General features: G+C 67.4%; 15 protein-coding genes and 1 pseudogene. 11 read left to right on the plus strand and 5 right to left on the minus strand.

Features of this window, described 5'->3' with window-relative positions; all coding sequences use genetic code 11:
• The first annotated feature begins 209 nt into the window (after window positions 1-209).
• The 8 genes from SCAB_RS15355 to SCAB_RS15390 all read left to right on the plus strand — a co-directional run bounded on the left by SCAB_RS15355 (window position 210) and on the right by SCAB_RS15390 (window position 13,425).
• Window positions 210-560, plus strand: a complete 351-nt coding sequence (locus SCAB_RS15355; RefSeq protein WP_013000997.1) for a hypothetical protein — start codon at window positions 210-212, stop codon at window positions 558-560.
• A gap of 41 nt (window positions 561-601) precedes the next feature.
• Window positions 602-3,217 carry a tetratricopeptide repeat protein gene (locus tag SCAB_RS49045; protein WP_013000998.1) on the plus strand — a complete coding sequence of 872 codons (2,616 nt, stop codon included), beginning with the start codon at window positions 602-604 and terminating at the stop codon, window positions 3,215-3,217.
• A gap of 510 nt (window positions 3,218-3,727) precedes the next feature.
• A complete protein-coding gene (locus SCAB_RS15365; protein ID WP_013001000.1) occupies window positions 3,728-6,820 on the plus strand; it encodes a CHAT domain-containing protein in 3,093 nt (1,030 codons plus the stop codon).
• A complete protein-coding gene (locus SCAB_RS15370) occupies window positions 6,820-7,560 on the plus strand; it encodes a hypothetical protein (protein ID WP_013001001.1) in 741 nt (246 codons plus the stop codon). Before SCAB_RS15365 ends, SCAB_RS15370 begins: the two co-directional genes overlap by 1 nt.
• Window positions 7,561-8,003: 443 nt before the next feature.
• Window positions 8,004-8,762, plus strand: a complete 759-nt coding sequence (locus tag SCAB_RS15375) for a hypothetical protein (RefSeq protein ID WP_013001002.1) — start codon at window positions 8,004-8,006, stop codon at window positions 8,760-8,762.
• A gap of 120 nt (window positions 8,763-8,882) precedes the next feature.
• Window positions 8,883-10,217, plus strand: a complete 1,335-nt coding sequence (locus SCAB_RS15380; protein ID WP_059043321.1) for a hypothetical protein — start codon at window positions 8,883-8,885, stop codon at window positions 10,215-10,217.
• A gap of 602 nt (window positions 10,218-10,819) precedes the next feature.
• Window positions 10,820-11,194, plus strand: a complete 375-nt coding sequence (locus tag SCAB_RS15385) for a hypothetical protein (RefSeq protein ID WP_037729831.1) — start codon at window positions 10,820-10,822, stop codon at window positions 11,192-11,194.
• Complete coding sequence (locus SCAB_RS15390) at window positions 11,191-13,425, plus strand: NACHT domain-containing protein (protein WP_049875716.1); 2,235 nt, start codon at window positions 11,191-11,193, stop codon at window positions 13,423-13,425. The genes SCAB_RS15385 and SCAB_RS15390 overlap by 4 nt, the downstream gene beginning before the upstream one ends.
• Before the next feature lie 316 nt (window positions 13,426-13,741).
• On the opposite strand, the gene SCAB_RS44860 is transcribed toward SCAB_RS15390, so the two are convergent.
• Window positions 13,742-15,238: a serine/threonine-protein kinase gene (locus tag SCAB_RS44860; RefSeq protein WP_158512236.1), complete on the minus strand. Its 1,497-nt coding sequence runs from the start codon at window positions 15,236-15,238 to the stop codon at window positions 13,742-13,744.
• Window positions 15,239-15,529: 291 nt separating this feature from the next.
• On the opposite strand from SCAB_RS44860, the gene SCAB_RS15395 reads away from it, so the two are divergent.
• Together SCAB_RS15395 and SCAB_RS48455 are read left to right on the plus strand one after the other, a co-directional pair.
• Entirely contained in the window at window positions 15,530-15,733 is a 204-nt protein-coding gene (locus SCAB_RS15395) for a hypothetical protein (protein ID WP_037729833.1), read from the plus strand.
• 37 nt (window positions 15,734-15,770) lie between these two features.
• Window positions 15,771-16,190 carry a DUF6233 domain-containing protein gene (locus SCAB_RS48455; RefSeq protein WP_037729907.1) on the plus strand — a complete coding sequence of 140 codons (420 nt, stop codon included), beginning with the start codon at window positions 15,771-15,773 and terminating at the stop codon, window positions 16,188-16,190.
• A gap of 166 nt (window positions 16,191-16,356) precedes the next feature.
• On the opposite strand, the gene SCAB_RS15405 is transcribed toward SCAB_RS48455, so the two are convergent.
• Complete coding sequence (locus SCAB_RS15405; RefSeq protein WP_013001009.1) at window positions 16,357-17,379, minus strand: ATP-dependent DNA ligase; 1,023 nt, start codon at window positions 17,377-17,379, stop codon at window positions 16,357-16,359.
• 137 nt (window positions 17,380-17,516) lie between these two features.
• Between SCAB_RS15405 and SCAB_RS15410 the strand changes: the two genes are divergently transcribed.
• Window positions 17,517-17,738, plus strand: a complete 222-nt coding sequence (locus tag SCAB_RS15410; protein WP_231885248.1) for a hypothetical protein — start codon at window positions 17,517-17,519, stop codon at window positions 17,736-17,738.
• A 170-nt stretch (window positions 17,739-17,908) separates the two neighbouring features.
• Here the strand turns inward: SCAB_RS15410 and SCAB_RS15415 are convergent, their stop codons facing one another.
• From SCAB_RS15415 to SCAB_RS48465, 3 genes and pseudogenes are all read right to left on the minus strand, one after another.
• A complete protein-coding gene (locus SCAB_RS15415; RefSeq protein WP_013001011.1) occupies window positions 17,909-18,919 on the minus strand; it encodes an MSCRAMM family protein in 1,011 nt (336 codons plus the stop codon).
• 35 nt (window positions 18,920-18,954) lie between these two features.
• Entirely contained in the window at window positions 18,955-19,332 is a 378-nt protein-coding gene (locus tag SCAB_RS48460; RefSeq protein ID WP_231885021.1) for a DUF317 domain-containing protein, read from the minus strand.
• A 129-nt stretch (window positions 19,333-19,461) separates the two neighbouring features.
• Window positions 19,462-19,569, minus strand: a pseudogene (locus tag SCAB_RS48465) (DUF317 domain-containing protein); the annotation flags it as partial.
• Window positions 19,570-19,732: the final 163 nt, after the last annotated feature.

Here is a 19,732-nt window from a genome sequence, read left to right on the forward strand (position 1 = left end):
GGAATGGCCCCTCCACTGCCATGACTCCGCTCGCACAGGGAATCCCATCACAGCCGACGGCGGGCCCGCGTACAGCCGGAAGACCGGACCGAGACGGAACCATGGCCGTGCGCGGATGCGTTCCTGTCTGAGAGGGAAACGTCCGGGACAAGCCAGAGTGGCGGACCGTCAGCTCGGCAGCAGGCGCGTGTCGCGAGGGGAGAACAGGCATGCCACAGGGGTGGAAAATCACGATCCTCGTGCTGGCGGCGGCGGGCATTGTCTCCACGCCGTTGATCTGGCTGCTGGACAGCCCCGATGCGGGGCAACTGACCGGGGCTTCGGTGCAGGCCGCTGTCGGCATCGCAGCCTTTCTCTGGGCGCTGTTCCAACATCCGGAGAACCGTACGGACGATGCGGCCGTCCGCACCGGACAGGCACACGCGAGCAGCGGGGGCACCGCTGTGGCGGGTATCAAGCGCCCACAGGGCCAAGGAAGCGGGTCGGCGAGGGCGGAGAGGACCGGCAACGCCACCGCCGAAGGTGACGGCAAGGCCATCACCGGTATCGATTACAGCTGACCGGTCGCCACGCAGAACGGAGGCGAGAAGGGAACGGTCGCGTGGGCAGAGCAGACAAAAATCAACAATGCCCGAAGGACGGCGTCAACGCAGCAGTTGAGGTGTCCGACACCGGCAACGCTACGGCCGCCTCCGGAGCCACGACGGTGACCGGCTACCACGGACCAGTGCCGGGAAACGACGGGGCCCCCGGTGCGGTACGGGTGTCCGGGACCGGGGACGCCAACGGCTCCGAGGGGGCGCTCGTCAACACTGGCTACATCCACCAGGTGAGCGTCGAGAAGCTGACCATGGTGCAACAGCGTGTGCCGCAGGAGCCAGCCCTCTGGCCGCACCAGGTCGGTGTCATCCCCTCCCGAGCACAGTTCTTCCAGCACCGCGCCGAGGTAGACCGACTGCGCGCCGCGGTCGACGGTGGGGGCACCGCATTGTTGAGTCAGGTGCTGACTGGCATGGGCGGGGTGGGCAAGACCCAACTCGCCGCCGACTACGCCCGCGCCGCCTGGAAGGACGGCGGCCTGGACATCCTGGTCTGGATTTCCGCGAGCGCCCGCTCGCCCGTGGTGACCGGATACGCGCAGGCAGCGGTCGAACTGTGCCAGGCCGACCCCGGCGACCCGGAGAAGGCCGCAAAGCAGTTCCTGGCATGGCTTGAGCCCAAGGGCGCAGCCAAACCATGCCGGTGGCTTGTCGTCCTGGACGACGTCGCAGACCCCGACGACTTGCACGGCCTGTGGCCGCCCACCAGCCCGTACGGCCGCACCCTGGTCACCACCCGCCGCCGCGACGCTGCCCTCACTGGGGAAGGTCGCACGCTGGTTGACGTCGCCCTGTTCACCGAGGTCGAAGCCGTCGCCTACCTCACCACATCCCTAGCCGGCCACGGCCGAGTCGAGTCCGTCGACCAGCTCACCGCCCTGGCCTCCGACCTCGGACACCTACCCTTGGCCCTCTCCCAGGCCGCCGCCTATCTCATCGACTCCGGCCTAGGCGCTGCTGCCTATCGTGATCTACTGGCCGACCGGGCCACCGCACTCGCCGACACCGCCCCTGACCGGCTCCCCGACGATCAAACCGTCGCCCTCGCCGCCGCCTGGCACCTCTCCATCGACCGCGCCGACCAACTCCGCCCCGCTGGCATGGCACGCCCCATGCTCCAACTGGCAGCGCTACTCGATCCCAACGGCATCCCCCAGGGCGTGCTAACCAGCCAGCCGGCCCTTACCCACCTCGCCCAGTACCGCACCCGTACCGGCAACGGCTTCACCGAGGAACCGGACCCGGTCTCCCCGCGGGACGGGGTGCGTGCCCTGCGCGCCCTGCACAGGCTCAGCCTCATCCACCACACCCCCGACAACCCACATCAGGCCGTCCGCGTCCACCAGCTCATCCAGCGCGCCACCCGCGACACCCTCCCCCCTGACCAGCGCGACCAAACCGCCCGCATCGCCGCCGCCGCCCTGCTCGCAGCCTGGCCGGACGACGAACGCGACACGGCCCTCGCGCAAGCCCTGCGGGCCAATACTGACGTGCTCCAGCGTCGTGCTCAGGCCGCTCTCCTCCAGCCTGAGCTGCACGATGTGCTCTTCGTTGCTGGCGCCAGCCTGGGGCAATTCGGCCAGGTAGCCGCCGCCCGCGACCACTTCGATCGATTGACCGATGCTGTCCGCAACTGTCACGGCCCAGACCACCCTGACACCCTTGCCACCCGGTCCCAGCTCGCAGTATGGCAGGCACATACTGGAGACGAGGCTGGTGCTGCTACCACTACCGAGCAGCTACTGGCCGACATGATGCGGATTCTTGGCCCGGACCACCCTGAAACCCTTGAGGCTCGTGGGAATCTCGCCGAATGGCGGGGACGACTTGGGGATGTAGCTGGTGCCGTTGCTGCCCTCGAGCAACTGCTACACGACCAGGAGCGGATACAGGGCCCTGACCACCTCTACAGCTTTGCTATCCGAAACAGTCTTGCCCAATGGAGGTGGGAGTCAGGGGATGTGTCGGGCGGGATTGCTGCCCTTGAGCAGTTGCTCGCTGACAGGGAACGGATCCTCGGTGTGGACCACCCAGACACCCTCGCCACTTCGCATCATTTGGCGGCGTGGCGAGGGTGGGATGGAGACGTAGCCAGCGCTGCGACTGCAGCTGAGCAGCGCCTTGCCCACCTAATCCAAACGCTGGGCCCTGACCACCCCGAGACACTCGGCATCCGCGCTGGCCTAGCCTGGTGGCAGGCAGAGGGAGGAAACGTGGCCGGTGCCGCTGAATCAGTTGAGCGTCTACTCGATGACCAAGTACGCGTTCTTGGTCCGGACCACCCTGAAACCCTTGAGGCTCGTGGGAATCTCGCCGAATGGCGGGGACGACTTGGGGATGTAGCTGGTGCCGTTGCTGCCCTCGAGCAACTGCTACACGACCAGGAGCGTGTGCAAGGCACCGACCACCCCCGCACCCTCCGTACGCGTCGCAGAATCGCCCATTGGCACGGAGAGACAGGCGACGCGGCCGGGGCCGCTGCCTCCTTCGCTGAGCTGCTGGAAGTCAGCCTGCGGGTGCTCGGCCCGGATCACACTCACACCCTTGCTACCCGGCACCAGCTCACCTATTGGCAGGGCCGAGCAGCAGAAGGACAAAGCAACCCACCTGCCGGGTAACGATTCTTCGTGAATCACGCCACGATCACTCCGACACACCGCTGGTCCTACACCCCGCCAGGTAGCCAGCCAAGACGTGACCCCCTGGCCGAGCTGCACGACGACGGGCCCGTCGTCGTCTCCGCCGACGTGAGCACCCTTTGACGGCTGGCGACGACATCGCAGCCACTGTCGTTGGCTGCGAGAAAGCGGCAGGGACTGCTGCATGCCCGTGAGACAGAACCCGGTGGCTCAGTTGTGAGATAACTCCGAACCCGCAGGTCACAGCACTTCTCTATGCGCTGGCCCTCGATCCCTACATATCCAATCGTTTGACAGCGAACCCAGCCGTTTCGACTTCTCTGACAGTGAATCTAGTCGTGAGGGGCGAGCAGGCTGGGGGTGTCGTATGACATCGCAGTGCGGTTTGCCCCGTCTGGTCTTCTGCGCTTCTGCGCGAATCCCGCGTCTTGGTGCCCTCGACTGTGTCACGATCCTGTGAGCTGCACCGATGACGGAGTGGGGGGACTCATGTCAGTGCGTGACCAAGAGGACGAGGTGCGGGACGCCCTGTTCGATCTCGTACAGGACGTCCACTTGCATCATCTCAGCGAGGAGGCCGCGGAGCGGCACATACGGTCCGCCGACTGGCCGCTGGACCAGGACCTGGCGCGCCTTCTGGTGGCGTCCGGCCTGCAGTACGTCAAGGACGGAAGCCCGTCGACGGGCTATCTCATGGCCCGGCTCCTCATGGCCCTGTCCGAGGAGCGTTGGGGGCGGGGCATGTCGTCCCCGTGGTGGTTGGCCGCCGACCTGCTGGTGGAGGCTGTACGGCTCGACCTCGTCGTCCGGCCGAGCGGCAAGCGGCTGCGGCTGGCCTGTGCCGTCGCCGACGAGCAGATCGAAACTCTTCGGCAAGCGGGCGAACTGGACGAACTGGCCCAGACTATGTATGCGGCAGGCATCCTGCGGGTCCATCCGCATCTCCTGGGGCCCGGGCCGGGCGATGCCACCGCCATCCAGCGGCGGCAGATCCGCAGCCAATTGCGCGGCAGCCTGTTCAGCACGGATGCCGAGGATGTGGACCCGGACTCCATCGACGCCATGCCCCACCCCGTGGACGATGCCCTGGAGGCGCTGCCCTACCTCTACGGTGCACTGGGCCTGAGCCGCGGGCACGAGCGCGCCCGCTGTCTGAACGGCGTGAACGAGGCGCTCATCCTTGTGGGCGATCCCGCGGGCGAAGGCTGGATGACAGACCTCTACCTGGAGAACGCCAGGACTGCGGCACGGCTGATCGACCCGGCGCGTGATCCGGTGAACGCGCTGCGGCTGCGGCGAATTCTCGTGGACTCCGACGGCGAGCCCGTGCCGGACACGCTGGAGGAGCTGCTGCCGATGCCGCTGCCCGAGTTGCTGCGGGCGCTGGGCGAACGGGAGACCTGGGCCGTGATGGAGCAAGCCCTGCCTCTGCTGCGGGAGACCGGCCGACGCGACCTCCTGCGGCAACTGGTGACCGCCGCCCACACCGAGCTGCCCACGCCCAGAGAACCTGATCAGCTCTGGCAGCTGTGGCTGAGCCACGTCCATGTGCTGCCCGGCGACCCGACGCCCTGCCCGGGTGAGGACACCGAGGCGGAGATCATGCGCGCGTTCGCCGAGACAACGTCGGCGCCGGACCCCGCCCCCGCCGCCACTCTGCATCTGGCGGCGCACCTCTACGACGCCGGAGACGGCCGGGCCGCCTGTGCCGCGATCGAGCGACTGCCCGATGTGCTGCCGGACTGGGGGCCCGAAGCCGGGACCGCCGTCGGATACCTGCTCGCCTGCGTGTCGGCCGCGGCGGCCACCCAGCACGAGACGGACGGAGAACTGGCCGATGCGGTCTTCCGGCATGCGGTCGCCGCACATCACCATGCTGTCGTGGGCTTGGGTGTCCAGGCCCTGCTTGAACTGGAACTGATGGTGGAATGCGCCGAGGCGGGCAGCGAGGACGAGGTCATGCGAGCGGGCGTCCTGCTGCGGACGTCGGTCGCCCCGCGCCTGTGTGCGGGACTGTTCGAGACCGCTGCCTTCGCCCTCGTCACAGCAGCCCAGAGGCTCGGCAGCCACACAGCGGGAGAGCAGTCATGGTCCGCACTGCTGATGCTGCATGCGACCGCCAAGGGGCTCGACTTCTCCCGCGCACTGGAAGTCCCCGGGCCCCGGTACTCCACCCCGGTACTCGCGGAACTCCGGCAGCGCGCCGAAGAACTTGAGAGCAGGCTCGGCGGGGCCGTGCCCCCGCGTCTGGACGACTTCGGCGAAGACCTGGAGATGCTCTGCTACGCGGGTCCCCAGGAATACGCCCAGGGCCACAGTGACCAGGAGCTTCAGGGCAACCTCCGGCGTTCCTTCGACCGTCAGCTCTCCCGCAGCCTGTACCTGCCGGGTCCGGTGGAGGACGGCTCTGCGTACCCGGCGTTGAGCGACGTCATGGCCGCTCTTCCCGCCGACACCGTGCTGATCTCGCTCTGGATCGGCTGGCAACCACGCGATATGGAAGCGGTCGGACCGGACGGGGAGCGCGCCGCCGCACTGCATCTGATGACGATCACCGCGGAAGGTGTTCAGGACGTCCGTGTGCGGCCATTCCTCGACACGCCCAACGTGCTGATCCAGATCAGCCAGGACGGCTACCGCCAGACCATGCATCCCTTCGCCCAGGACGTGGCCGAGGTGCGCGGGGTGGCCCGGGCCGACCCCCTGCATCGGGAGGTCACCCGGCTCGGCGAGGAGAGGTTGGACTTCGGCGACTTCTTCGGCACCCTAGGCGACGTACTGACCCGCCTCCACGGCGAGGGCAAGCGCCACCTCTGTTTCTGGGCCCACGGGCCCTTCCACTACCTGCCCTTCCCGCTCCTGAGGCTGGCGGGTCGGCCCCTCGCAGACGACTGGACAGTGACCACCGTGCCGAGCCCGGTCTGTGTCACCGGCCCCCGGGACCCCGAGCCACGCACCGGTACGGGGCTCGTGTCGCTGGGTGCCGCCCTGGGCGGCACGCCCTGGGGGCTGCGGCCCGAGCCTGTGCTGGACGACCACGCGGCGGCGGTGGCCGCGCTGTCCGGCGGCGTCACCCTGGTCGGCCCGGACGCGACCCCGGCGTCCTTCCTGGCCGGTACCGAGGGAGCCCGCTATGTGCATGTGGCGGCGCACGGCGCGCACAGCCAGGACACTTCCTGGTTCCAGTGCCTGTATCTCAACCCGCCTGAGGATGGAGCGGATGGGCGGTTGTTTGCACATGACGTGCTCGCCTACGACATGCGCGGCGTCGACCTGGTCACCCTGGCCGCCTGCGAATCAGCGCTCGGGCGGTTCGATCTCGCTGACAACCCGCGCGGGCTGCCAGCCGCCTTTCTGCTGGCCGGGGCACGGGCTGTGGTCGGCTGTCTGTGGCCGGTACGAACTGACGCGGCCACCTGTTTCTTCGGTGAGCTGTACCGGCATCTCACCGAGCACCACGACACTCTGCACGCGTTCCGGCACGCCCAGTCAGTCACCCGCGACCGCTTCCCCCAGTACCGCGACTGGGGCACCTTCACTTATCACGGCGGCTGGACCCGCCCCGAGCCTAGGAACGGCTGATGGCTCTCGAACTTCCGCCGCTCACCACCTACGACGTCGATCTGGTCGTCCCCGCCACGCTCCAGGGGAACACCGCCGAGGAGCGCATCCGCCGTCGTCTGACCGTCACTGAGCCGTATGTCACCCGGCGGAGCTTGGAACAGCTGCACGAGCTGGGGGTGAACCCGGTGCTGCTGTCGGCGTCCTCGCCCGATGACGACTACTTCTTGCTGGCGTTCGGCTGTGCGTTCCGGCCTGGTCCGGACGGCGACTCCGCCCCCTTCAAGGAGGCAAACATCGGCATCCGGCTCGACTCGCCCGGTATCGGAAGGGCACCCGTGGCGCTCGCGCTGTCCCCCGACACGGCGAGCGCTACGAGCGGGAACCGCAGTTTTCGGATTGCCCTATCGCTACCACTCGGTGTGGCGGAGCCGTCCGTGGAGTACGCGGCGGACAGCCCAAGGGAGGAGCGCTATCTCACCGCGTACGGCCTGGGCAGCAGCAACCCAGAGTGGTCGCTGCGCGAGCAGCCGGGGCATCCGCTCGAGGGGGACGTCCTGCTGGCGGTGGTGGTGTGCGTACCCGCCGGCGTCCCCGTTGTGGCCGAGGTCATCGTGGCGGCTTCCCTGCGAAGGCTCAAGGTCCTGCGCAGCCGGGCGGAGCTGCCGCCGCGACTACACACGATCGATCTGTCGTCTCACGCACGGCGGACGCTGCCCGGCGGCCCCGCCGGGGCGCTGCCCCAGGAAACGGGCCAGTAGAGGCCGAGGGCCCGCGGACGGATCCGCGGGCCGTGCCATGGCACGTTCCATGATCGGTTGAGAGATGGCTGCTTATGCGGCACGGGGTGATTCGGCGATGGGGAGCCGCTGGCTGACTTCAGTTGCCGCACGTGGGAAGCGCTCGGAGCGCAACGTGCGCTGTACGGTCGCGTTGACAGCAAAGTTAGTCCGCGCAGCTCAGCCGCCTCGCGTCAGACTGGATTCGCTGTCAACGGACAACTGCTGTCCGCTGACATTGTGGGATCTCAATTTCCGTGACCGAATCTCACGACCGATGGCCAAGCGGTGGCCGATCGGCCACGGATCTGAGATTGGCTGGTAAGCCCCTGTCCCGTCTCGCTGCTGGGACATGCCGTCTGTGCCAGGCGAGAGCGGATGGCCAGGCTGTGGAAGAGCCACCGCGGCAGCGAGATACTGAGGCCGTGGAGACCGGACAGGTTCGCATGCTGCACTTTGCGGTCGAGTGGGTCGATCAACACCCGGTGACCTGGCTCGAAGGTGCCTTCCCCGCCTCGTACGAGGTCGAAGGTTGGAAGCTGACGCTCACCGAAACGAGGCTCGCCGCCGCGCCAGCTGCGCCGATGATCGAGGACGAGGCACGCTCGGCCGTCATGCCGCTACTGGATACTTGGTCGGCCGAGCTTGAAGTTGATCAGCGCCTCGTCGTGATGCTCTACTACCTCGGCGCTGACGTGGAGCCGGTTACAACTGGCGCGAAGGGAACAGTTGCCAGCGCGGACTTCGCAACTGCTTCGGCCACAGCGTTCGACGCGACCGTCGTCATTCAGCGCGACGCCCCTCCGCAGCCGGACTGGTCCTGGCGGGACACAGACGTGACCAAGGCGGCGCGGACGATGTGCCTGCGTCCTCTGCGGAGCGGGACCCGACCGATTGCAGACGCCGCGTACTGGCTCTCGACCCACCTGAAGAGGTGGGCGGCCGACGGGGATCAGACTGCAGCCGAGCGGCTCAACGTGTCCTCGGGCTACTTCAACAAGGTCAGTCAGTTGGGTGCAAGAAGCGACGAGCGGAAGGTCTCCACGGCCTCACTGACGCTGTCTGCGGAAGACAAGGAATCGCTCAGGAGGGCAGTAGAAGTGCTCATCCGGCGGCTGCACTTGGCAGAGAGTGGCCTCCACCCGGGCCCGCACCTGGACCTGTCCGATTGGCCAGCTTCGTAGCGGTCCGGGCTCACCCGGTGACCGACTCGAAGACGGCCCACGGGCAAGCACCTCGGTTCGGGTGGGCGAGTCAGCCAAAACCGCTGGTGGGTTTGGGGGCGTAGCCCCGACAATGGCCCGGTGCCTGCGAAGTTGACCGATATGCCGCCTGACCGGCTGGATGCGCTGATCAAGCATCCCTTCCACCGGGAGAACGCCGAGGGGCTGATCAGGTTCATCCGCGATCTGCGGGAGTGTCACGGTCCCGAGGACTTCGTAGCCTTTCAGCACGACCTGCTGACGGCCACTCTCGAAGCGAGTCATGCGCGTGCCGCGCGAAATCGGGTGATCAAGCGGCTCAAGAGGGGAGAGAAACTCCCCGCAGACGCGCCCGAGCTGGTAGCGGGCAACCACCACGACGTGGACGACTGGCGGCTGGAGTCGGATGTCCTTGAGCGCATAGGCCGGCAACTGCGTTCCGTGGGGGATGCCATGGCATGGAGAGCATTCGGCTACGACCGCCGCTACATCCTCACCCTGCGGCGGAACGAAGCGCCCGGCCCGATGACCCTCGCTAAGGAAGGCACCGTCCACGAGGTCCAGTTCATGCAGCAGCAGTGGACCGAGTACCGACGCTTCGCGATGTTGCATGACTTGACGAACTGCCTACGTATCGGCGACGCGACTGTCTTCGACACCCCCGACGAGAACAACCTGCAGACCATCTACCTGCATGAGCTCAAAACAAACCCGAAACGGCGTGAGGGCGCCCAGCTCGCACGGACCCGCATGGCGGCCGAGGCACTAGACGTGAACGGGCCGCTGCCCGGACCCGACAAAGCCCGTCTCATCGAAACCGGCATACCGTACGCCAGCCACCTGTCGGCTCTCCGCGACGCCTTCGACTACGCCCACCGAGAGGGACTCAAGACGATGCGCGTGCCTGGGCAACGCGCACTGCTCGCACTCGACATCCCGGCGGCCGGCAACCGTTGGGGCCCACAGGAAGCCACGCGACAGTTCCACTCCGCGTACGCGGCATTGCTGCGCCGCACCCGACTGACCGGACAGCAAATCTGCTTCGGCAGCGGTGACAACGCCGCCCGCAACACGATGGCCCCGCCGTGGGGCATCTATCCCCTACAGCCGGCGGAGTGCGCCGGGCTGATCGCCGACGTTCTGGTGTTCACCGTGACGATGTCTTCCGACAACTTCATCGAGGAGCTGCATAAAGCTGGCCTGAATGCCGAGTGGGTCCTGGCCGAAGGCGCCGACATGGCGCCCCTCCAGCCCGTCGTGGCGATCTACGGACATGGCCACCGCGTCGTGATGGCCCGTGCGGAAATCGAGCGGCTACTGCTGGAACTCACCCACCTTGACACGTGGGCACGAGGAGTAGAACGCCTCCTTCAAATGGGCGTTGCAGGCTGGCAGCCGTGGCCATACTTCACTGACGAACACAAAGTCTGGGCATGACTCGGACCGGCGGTGCTGTGTGTAACCGAGCCTGATCGGTCGCCGGATCGGGCTGGGGCGTCGGACCAAGAGGAAATGCCACCCGTCTTGAGACAAGAGCGCCCGGCCACCGCGCGAGACTGCCGGAGAAGCAACTGGTCAGCGCGAGGGCCTGTGCAACCAGCCGCGAGATCCTACACATCTGTGGGAACTCATTTTCTGGGTCGGAATCTCACGACCGATATCGGATCGGAGTCGGATGCGACACGGATTTGAGACTCGCAGGTTGCAACCGTCACTCGTTCGAGTGAAGTCGTGAAGGTGTGGCTGGCCACGTCCACGGTTCGCGGCACTCCGACGTGGAGCAGTCTGCTGGTGTCTCGTTGGAGGATGGCGAATCCCGGGATCGAAGACGGGCACACGGAGTGAGTGCGCGAACCAGGGCATGAACGTCGTAAAGGCTGAGGTCCAGAGCAAGATGAGGATCCGTTAAGCGCCCAGGCGTGAGTAGCGCCGGTCCGGTTCCGCGAGGCGGCAGGCTGGCATTACCCCATTGGTTTACAGCTTTCTCTAGCCAACGTGAAGCTCTGCCAGGGGAGTTGGTGGCCTGGCATCATGCGGTCATGTCTGATGCCGAACTGCTCGCCATCGCCACGGGTGCCGCAGCAACGATTCTCGCCGACGCCGTTCGCTTGGGATGGGACCGCGCCCGTGCGACGGTTGACCGCCTTTTTCGGCAAGGCACTCAGGGCGAGCGCGACGCGGCACTGGGCGCGCTGTCGCGGGGCGTTGCCGACGACGACCGCCGCATCGCCTTGGCATCACTCCTCGCCGCCCACGCGGAACGCCGCCCCGAGGTCCTGGCAGAACTTCGTTCTCTGGCAGCTTCCCCGTCCGCTGCCCCCGCCCTGCAGGTACAGCGCAATGAGGGATCGGGAACGTTCATCGCCGGCGATGTGATCGGGGGGCTCACCATCAACCACGACAGTTCCCGGTGACTGACGGACAAAGCCGGGAAGCCGGCGACCAGCACAACCACGGCTCAGGCACCTTCGTCGGCCGCGTGATGGGTGACGTCACCATCAACTACGGGGCGTCAGCGTCCCAGCCGGCCCGGCAGGAAGCTCCGGCCGCCCGTGCGTTGGCGGGAAACCAGCGCTTGGCGGAAGCGGCCGACCAGCTTGCTCAGGCAGTCGGAGCGCAGTGGCGGCGCGAGGAGGAACGGCAGCGGGTACATGACCCGTTCCCGCTGCCGATACGGTGGCACCTGGCACCCGAGGCCCTGACAGATCACTGGGCCAATATCCGCCGTGGCCCAGCCGGGGTGACCTTCGGTCCGTTGGCCCTGACCGGCCACCTGGATCAGGTCGTCGACGTCTACCAGCAGATACCGTCGGGACGGCTGGTGGTCCTGGGCCGGGTCGGCTCCGGCAAAACGGTGCTGACCCTGCGGTTCGTCCTCGACCTCCTCGACACCGGCACCAACACCGATCTCGTACCGGTGATCTTCAGCCTCGGGTCGTGGAACCCAACCACCACCTCACTGCGGGACTGGCTGACCGACCAGCTCCTGCGCGACCACCCCGGTCTCGCCGCGCCCGGCCCGACCGGATCGAGTCTGGCCGCCGCCTTGGTCGAGGCCGGCCGCATCCTGCCCGTGCTGGACGGGTTTGATGAGATTGCCGACAGACTGCGCTGTGCTGCATTGGAAGCGCTGAACGCCACTAGGATGCCGCTGCTGCTGACCAGCCGCCCCGACGAGTACGCCACCGCCGTCGCAGCCGCCGACGTCCTCACTGCCGCGGCCGGCATCGAACTGGACGACCTCACACGGACCGACCTGGCCGACTATCTGCCTCGCACCACCCGCAAAACCGCCACCGGCAGCGGCACCACCACCATGTGGGACCCGGTCCTGGCCCGCTTGTGCAAGCATCCGAGCGGCCTGGCCGAGGCCAACCTCACCGCAGTGCTGTCCACCCCGTTGATGGTCGTCCTTGCCCGCACCATCTACAGCGATACCCCGGGCCGCGACCCCGCCGAGTTACTCGACACCCATCAGTTCGCCACCGCTCAGGACCTGGAAGATCATCTCCTGCGCGGGTTCGCCTCCGCCGTCTACCAGCACCCGCCCCTCGACCAGCGCTCCAGCCACCGCGGCTACCGGAGCTGGGACCCCGACCTCGTCCAACACTGGCTCGGCTACCTCGCCTGGCACCTGAACCGGCTTGGCACCAAAGACCTCGCCTGGTGGCAACTGGGCAACACCATCAGCCGCACGACACGGATGCTCGTGGGCGGGCTCGTGTTCGGGCTCGCCGCCGCGCTGGCGAACGCACTGGCGAACGGGCTCCTGATCGGATTCGTCCTCGCACGCACGCACCTGGGCTGGGACGGGGCGGTCGGACTCGCGTTTCCGTTCAGGGGCGGCGGGCGTGCCTGGCTCGTCTATGGGCTCGTGAGCGGACTCGCAGGAGGGCTGGTGGCCGGACTCGCCTTGGGGCTCCGATTCGGGCTCAGGTCCGACGGAGGCGAGCCCTCACGCATCCAGCTGCACATCCGCGGCCGGGCAAGGCAAGCCCTGGAGCAGCTCGCGGACGGGGTGTTCTTCGGATGGGGGGCCTGGCTCGTCATCGGGCTCGCGAGCGGACTCGCGGGCGTGCTGGCGAGCCAGCTCATAGACTGGCGCGTGCTCGGGCCCGTGGACGTGATGTGGGCCCTCCTATGGACCTGGTTCCCGGCCGGCCTCATCGCCGGGCTCGTGTTCGGGATCGCGTTCGCGCTCCAAACCCCCACCGACATCAAAATCGCAGTCAGCCCCTCCGAGCTGTTGACGGCCAACCGCAAAACCGCGGGCTTCCAGTCCTTCGCGGGATGGCTGGCGTTCGGACTGGCGTTCGGATACCTGGGCGGGCTCGCCAACGCGTTCGCGGGCGGATTCGTGTGGGGGGTCGTAGTCAGGCTCAGCATGGATGCCTGGGGGCGATGGTTGATCCTTTCACGAGTCTGGTTGCCAGTGACCGGACGGCTACCCTGGGCACTGATCGCATTCATTGACGACGCCCATCGGCGAGGGATACTGCGCCAGGCCGGAGCGGTTTACCAGTTCCGCCACGCCCGACTCCAAAACCACTTCGTCCACCGCTACGAGACACGTGGCCATCAGCACCCGCCACCTCCCCCTGCACACGAAAGCCAAGGCCAAGGCCAACCGAGTCATCGCCACTGAGCCGCAAGCTCAAGCTCCCAGGAGAGATCGTTGCCCTCCCACAGTAGGACGGTGAGCACGGAAAACCCCTGTCCTGTGACAGCGAACCTTGAGCGTGTGCCGTCGAAGTCTGATCCGAAGAACTCTGATCACGAGCGCGCTGGCGGGGTGCCCGCGCTTTCGCGCCTCCCAGGGCCCCAGGCTCGGCGCCACTTCCGGCTTTGCCTACGCGCCCGCCCCCGGAACAGAGGCGGTTGCCGGTCCACGGCCCCTGGTGAGCCCAAGGCGGGTACGTAGAGCGATGGGCCAGGGCAGCGTCACGCCGCAGGGCTGGGGTTCACCCTCTCGGCTTATACGTCTTCACCACCTGGTCGTGCAAGTGATCGATCTGCTCACGCTGCTGCTCTGGTCCCATAACGAGGATTACGTGGTATCGGTCGTGTGCAAGTATCGCGTTGTTGCGGGCGTAGACCTCTTCGCCGTCTGCGGTCGTCCAAGTGAAGGCGCCTGTCGCGATCGGGTAGTTTTTGTTTTCAATCTGTCGCAAATCCGTAACTGATCCCCACGTCGAATCACGCCAAGGTTGGAGTTCGAATTCTTCGTCCTTCTGGTAGGTGACCGGATCGTTGCTAAATTGGGACGCCCCATCCCGACCGCCTGTGACGATGATCTTCAACTTCCCCTTCACGTAAACATACTGCCCGTTCGTGTTTTTAGGCTTGGCCGCGTAGCCCGACGGGATGTCCAGCGTAAATGCCTTCTCGCGGACGTGAATTAATCTATTTGTCGCCGTCGGAGAGGGAACAGACGTCTTCGGAGACCCAGACGTTTTCGGGTGTCTCGGATACGCATCTCGATCGGTCACCATGCCGTAGACGAGCGTGGAAACCACCAGCCCTACGGCAAGTGAAATTCCAATCCAGGCAGTTAGCCCCGGCTTTGGGATGCGTAGCCCACGGTCCGCCCCAACCTGCCGCTGTTCGTTGGCACTCCCGTTTCCAGGCCGAGCGTCTTTGTCGCCGATGACCTTCCGGAGAGCCGCCACGATTTCCTCTACCGCTGGGCGGCGGGTCGGCTGATCGTCGAGGAGGCTGGTGATTATCGGGCCGAGTCGTGCGGCTTTCTGCAGGTCGGGCACCCCTTCAATGAGGGCAGCGATGGACTCCACCATCGTTTCTCGCTTATAGGGCGACCAACCTTCTACCATTTCGAAGAGCAGTACACCTACGGCCCACAGGTCTGAAGCCGCTTCAGCCCGTTCGCCACGCCATCGCTCCGGCGCAATGTATCCACGTGAACCTACAATGTCTCCGGTTTCAGTCAGAGTTACGTCATCTGCGATATCGGCAATTCCGAAGTCGGTCAGAACGACTCGGCCGTCAAACTCGATCAAGACGTTGGCAGGCTTGATGTCACGGTGGAGCACGCCCTTCGCGTGAGCGGCCCTCAGCCCTTCAACAACGGCGAGCCCGATGCGGGCAGCCTCTACCTCCCGGATAGAGCCTTCGCGCGCAAGCCGGGCCTTCAGCGACTCGCCTTGGATGTGCTCCATGACGATCCAGAGGTTCCCGCCTTCCTCCACGACATCATGCACGGTGACGACAGACGGATGTTTGACCCGCATCGCTGCCGTGGCTTCCCGGACAACACGATCCGGTCCCGTGCGGTACCGGACGTGGGCTTCCTTCACAGCAACTACTCGCCCGAACCGGACATCGCGCGCGGCCCAGACTGCACCCATGCCGCCTGCGCCCAGCTTCTCGCGCAGTTCATACCTGTCTGCGATCACTCTCCTGCCGGCCGTGGCGTCCTGTGGCGTGCTCCCCCAACTCATGACCACATGATGCCCGCCAGGCAGGCCGCCAGGGGCGGTACGGCCAGGTTCGCCCGCCCGTACCTGGCCCCCCATCGCTTCCATACCTCCAAGGGCGCCTGGCCCGGCGCCGGATCCGTTTCCCTTGGCGCTGACCAGCGCGATCTATCTTCGATGACGCGCCCTCGCGTCCGCCAAAGTTCGATCGCAGGCTCTCAAGGTCCGATGGCACAGGAGGACAACCCCTTCGGACAGTCGGGTCAGCAGCGTTCGCACTGGCATCAGAATTCGAACACATGATTGAATTTGGGCATGCGATCCATGCCAGCCGACCTCGCCCATTGCCTTGAAGCGCGGCAGAGCGCCTACCGCCAGCTCGCCGCCCGGCCGTGCACGTCGCTGCGACGCAAGCTCATCCGGCTCTCGACGACGGGGCTGTTCCACCCGTACTGGCAGGGCCGCCAGACGACCGCCGCACGGTCGGCGATGTACGCGGGGAAGGGCACAGGAAACTGACTGTGCGAATCGCCCCCGTACAGGGATGGTGCACTTCATGTCCCAGCTGCCACCTGATCCGCTCCGGCTCCGGGCGATCCTTGCCCACATCGACCGCCAGATCGCGGAACACCAAACTGTGGCCGTCTATCTGCGGCTCCAGCGGGACGCTGTGCTGGCCGCGCTCGCGGACTCCGAGGGCCGTCGTGCGCAGCGGCCAGCACGCCGGCCGAAGGGCGGGGGCCACCTCCCCGCCCTAGCCCCGCCGTCGGCGAGGGAAGTGGACTTCGTCGTACAGCAGAAACGCACCCCGACGGGGCCCGCGCCCGCCGTGATCCACTTGGACGACTGCACCATGGCCGAGGGCACTCCGCATCGGATCAGAGCGGACGAGGCACGCGCTGCACTGACTGATCCAAGTATCGAACCGTGCCAGCTCTGTCGGCCGGACACCGAACTGGGCGTTGACGTGGCGTGACCGGCCTGACGACTATCCGGCCTGTACGAGGGGTGGGCGTGCTCTTGGGCGCATGGATGAGATATGTCAGCGCATCGCTTCCATGACGGATCGGAGCGCCGTCACCCTGGACGTGGGCGTCTACGGAGAGGGGTCCGAAGGAAACGTGTCCAGCCGCCGGTGTCGGTCAGTCGTCAGTCTGGGTCGTGTCCTCGTCGAATGCTGCTACGTCGCCGGGCCTCATGTCGTAGCGGATCCGGAGAACCCCTACTGGATGTCTCCACGCTCCTCGGTCCCGGGCGGTGTCCACGTCGATCTCGGTGACCGTGTCCGGCTCGACGAGTATCACGTCGAGCGGGGTCCGCGATCCCCACGACGTCGTGAAGCGCGCGCCCGCCCAGGGGTGAGCGGGCCCGGCCGCGGTCAGCCGCTCGCTGAGGCCGCGGGCGACTTCGGGATGCAACGGGGTGGTGCGGGCGACGAGCCGTAGCGTCCCGCCTTGGTCGTAGCGGCCGAGGAATGCGGTCCGGGGACGGTCCGGGGATCCGGTGATGCCGCCGACGATAGCCTCGGTCGTGTCCCTGCGGCGGATCTTGAACCAGCCGCGCACCCCCGGCAGGTAGCGTTGCGCGCCGCCCTTGATCACGATCCCTTCCAGACCGGACACCTCGGTCCATGATGTCAGCCACTCCTGGGCGGTCTTCACCTCGCTGGTCTGGGGGCAGAGCGTCCACGGCGCGGTCAGCCGGTGTCTGGTGAAGAGCTCCTCCAGAGCCGCGCGCCGGGCGGCGTACGGTTCGCGGAGCAGCTCGGTGCCGTCGATCTGGAGCACGTCGAAGGCGATGAAGTGTGCAGGGAGCTCCTCGGCCAGCCGCTGGGCTGTCCGTCCGCTGGAGGCCGCCCGGCGCTGCAGCGCCTCGAACGACAGCTGGTCGCCGTCCCAGACGACCAGCTCGCCATCAAGAACCAGTCCGTCCGGCAGTTGGGCGGCGGCACGGGCCAGGTCAGGGAAGCGAAACTGGATGACGCTGCCTCGGCGGGACTGGATCAGCACGGGTCCGGGCCCCGGGAACGGGGTGAAGACCAGCGCCCGGTAGCCGTCGAACTTCGGCTGAATGACCGGGTCACCGGGCAGAGTTCCTGGCGTGGGCAGCTGGTCGCGGGCGTGGGCGCGGGCCAGCATCGGTTCCACCGGCGGTCGCAGCACCATACGTCCGGTCTACGGTCCGGCTGCCGGAGGCGCGACTTGAGCCGGCCCGGTCAGGAGTTATCCACAGGTGCGAGCGGGGACCGGCGGCTGTCTCTACCGTGTTGCTCCAGCCGATCATGAGGACGGGGCAGCCGATGATGTACAGGGTGGATCTGGCGGTCCGGGTGGAGGATGCGCTGGCCGAGCTTCCAGAGGAAGGGCGGCGTGAGGTGTTGGAGATGATCGCCGCGATCCTGGTCCGGAGGGAGACCTGGCCCGTGGTCGGCGGATGGGACGTGCGGTTCGCAGCCCGGTCGTGGGTGGCGTTCACCGCGTACGGGGACGGGATCGACGTGTACGACCTGGGCTGGGCGGGCTGAGCGCGACAGCGCCACCCCCGCCCTGCGGGCCTCCAAATGCCCTGCACATGCCCCACGCTGCGAAGGCGGCGTGCGCCAGTCCTTGTCGTGAGCAGGAGCCGTGGACCGGATACGCGCGAGGCCCCCGAGAGTGCGCGTCTCGGGGGCCTGGGTGCAGGGGGAAGGGTCGGTCAGTTGGTGTCGGTGTTCTCGTCCTGCTGGGGCTCGGGGGTCGTGCGGCGGCGTGTGGCGACGACTGCGGCGATGCCGCCGACGAGCAGGACGCCGGCGCCACCGATCAGCCATGGGGTGGCGTCGGCTCCCGTGCGGGCGAGGGAGCCTGCCGGGGCGGACGGCGACGCCGACTCCGCCCCGTCCCTGGCAGGGGTGAGCGAGGATTCGGCGGCCCGAGTGCCGGTGGCTATCTCCTTCGGCTTCGGCTTCGACCCGCCGGAGGTGCTCTCCGACGGCGTGTCGGTCGGCTTCCCCGAGGGCGGCGTGGTCGCGGTGGGCTGGGGCTTGGGGGCGGTCTTGGCATTGGTGACCGTGACAGTGACCGGAGACCCGGGCCCGGCGGTGAAGGTCTTCGCCTGTGTGTGGAGGTCGTAGCCCGCAGGAGCCGTGACCTGTCTGACCCAGAATTCGGCCCTGCGGCTGGGCACGGGGAGGTCGCCGGTGGTGGTGCCCTTGGGGCCGGTGGTCAGGGTGAGCAGGGTCGTGTCGCCGCTGCCGATGTTCACCGTGGAACCGGGCAGCAGCTTGCCGGTCTTGTTGTCCCTGGCCTTGAGGGTGACGTGGGCGGGCTTGAATGGGTCGACGACCGTCACCCGGGCGATGGCGCCGGGGGTGACGATGACGTCCTGGTCGGCCGCGGTGTCGTGCAGGGGGCTGCCGCTGGAGATTTCTTTGAGGCGGTAGACGCCCGGCGCGAGGTCGGAGCAGGTCAGCTTCCCCTGTGCATCGGTCTTGTCGTGTCCGGCTTCTTGGCCGGCGGAGTCGAGCAGGAGGAACGTGGCGTCGGGGAGCGCGTCCCCGGCCGTGTCCTTGGTGGTGATCTCGACGCTGCCCGCGTCCGGGGCCGGTGTCTCGGCGGAGGCCGAGGGGCTCGGTTCGGAGGGCTGGGCGCTCGCGGTCGGCGCCCAGGTGAGGGTGCCGGTCACCGCGATCGCGACGGCGGCGGATCGGACGAAGCGTGCGTGCACGGGGAGGAGGGCTCCTTGGATCAGAAGGGGGGAGGTCAGCGGGTTCGGCCAGCGACTGGGGCGGGGGGTGGCGGGGCGACAGGTGTGTCACCGTGAGGCTGCTTGGGTGTCGTGGTGGCGATGTAGAGGGCGCTGCGGGTGTGGACGGGGACGTCCTGGACGGTGCGGTGCAGTGGCTCGGTGGAGATCAGCGATGCGGTGAAGGCTGCGACGAGCGTGGTGGGCGTGCCGAACGAGAACCGTGCCGTCCAGTGCGGCTCGCTGGGGTGCCCGCCCCAGGCCCGCCAGGCCGGCTCGCTGGAGCTTCTGATGGCGTAGCGGTGGCGTAGGCCGCCGAGTCCTTCCGGGGTGAGGAACGTTTGTGTGCCGTCGGTCTTGACGTCGTGGCTCCACCCGCGGGTGAGCAGCGGCACGTACGCCTCGTGCGGTGCCGTCTCGTCCTGGAACAGCCGGTCGTGGTCGCTGTGCCGGTCTTCGAGGTAGAGGTCGAGGAGTTCGGTGTGGACGTCGTGCAGCAGCTCGACGGGGGTGGTGGCATCGAAGGTGATCCGCCAGGCCGGCGGGGTGAACGGGGCCCGGTGCGCGCTGACGGTCCACGTGCCCTGGCCGCGCTGGTCGGGCTGGGGGTCGTAGGTGGTCTGCAGTCGCAGGCACGGGCTGAACGCGGCGGCCGTGCCGTCGTCGGTCTGGGCGAACGGCCAGCCCTCGTAGGGGAAGGCCCATGCGGTACGCGGGTCGACGGCGCCCGGCCCGGCGAGGTGGCGGGAAGGACCTGCACGGTCTGGGCGGGGTCGAGGTTTTCAAAGGGGTGGC

It is taken from the genome of Streptomyces scabiei 87.22 (assembly GCF_000091305.1).
Classification (GTDB): Bacteria; Actinomycetota; Actinomycetes; order Streptomycetales; family Streptomycetaceae; genus Streptomyces; species Streptomyces scabiei.

Bases quoted from the DNA above. Each gene is read 5' to 3' on its own strand.
- SCAB_RS15355 (WP_013000997.1), top strand. From the start codon at position 210: ATGCCACAGGGGTGGAAAATCACGATCCTCGTGCTGGCGGCGGCGGGC.
- SCAB_RS15365 (WP_013001000.1), top strand. From the start codon at position 3,728: ATGTCAGTGCGTGACCAAGAGGACGAGGTGCGGGACGCCCTGTTCGAT.
- SCAB_RS15370 (WP_013001001.1), top strand. From the start codon at position 6,820: ATGGCTCTCGAACTTCCGCCGCTCACCACCTACGACGTCGATCTGGTC.
- SCAB_RS15385 (WP_037729831.1), top strand. From the start codon at position 10,820: ATGTCTGATGCCGAACTGCTCGCCATCGCCACGGGTGCCGCAGCAACG.
- SCAB_RS44860 (WP_158512236.1), bottom strand. From the start codon at position 15,238: ATGAGTTGGGGGAGCACGCCACAGGACGCCACGGCCGGCAGGAGAGTG.
- SCAB_RS15395 (WP_037729833.1), top strand. From the start codon at position 15,530: ATGCGATCCATGCCAGCCGACCTCGCCCATTGCCTTGAAGCGCGGCAG.
- SCAB_RS48455 (WP_037729907.1), top strand. From the start codon at position 15,771: ATGTCCCAGCTGCCACCTGATCCGCTCCGGCTCCGGGCGATCCTTGCC.
- SCAB_RS15405 (WP_013001009.1), bottom strand. From the start codon at position 17,379: ATGGTGCTGCGACCGCCGGTGGAACCGATGCTGGCCCGCGCCCACGCC.
- SCAB_RS15410 (WP_231885248.1), top strand. From the start codon at position 17,517: ATGTACAGGGTGGATCTGGCGGTCCGGGTGGAGGATGCGCTGGCCGAG.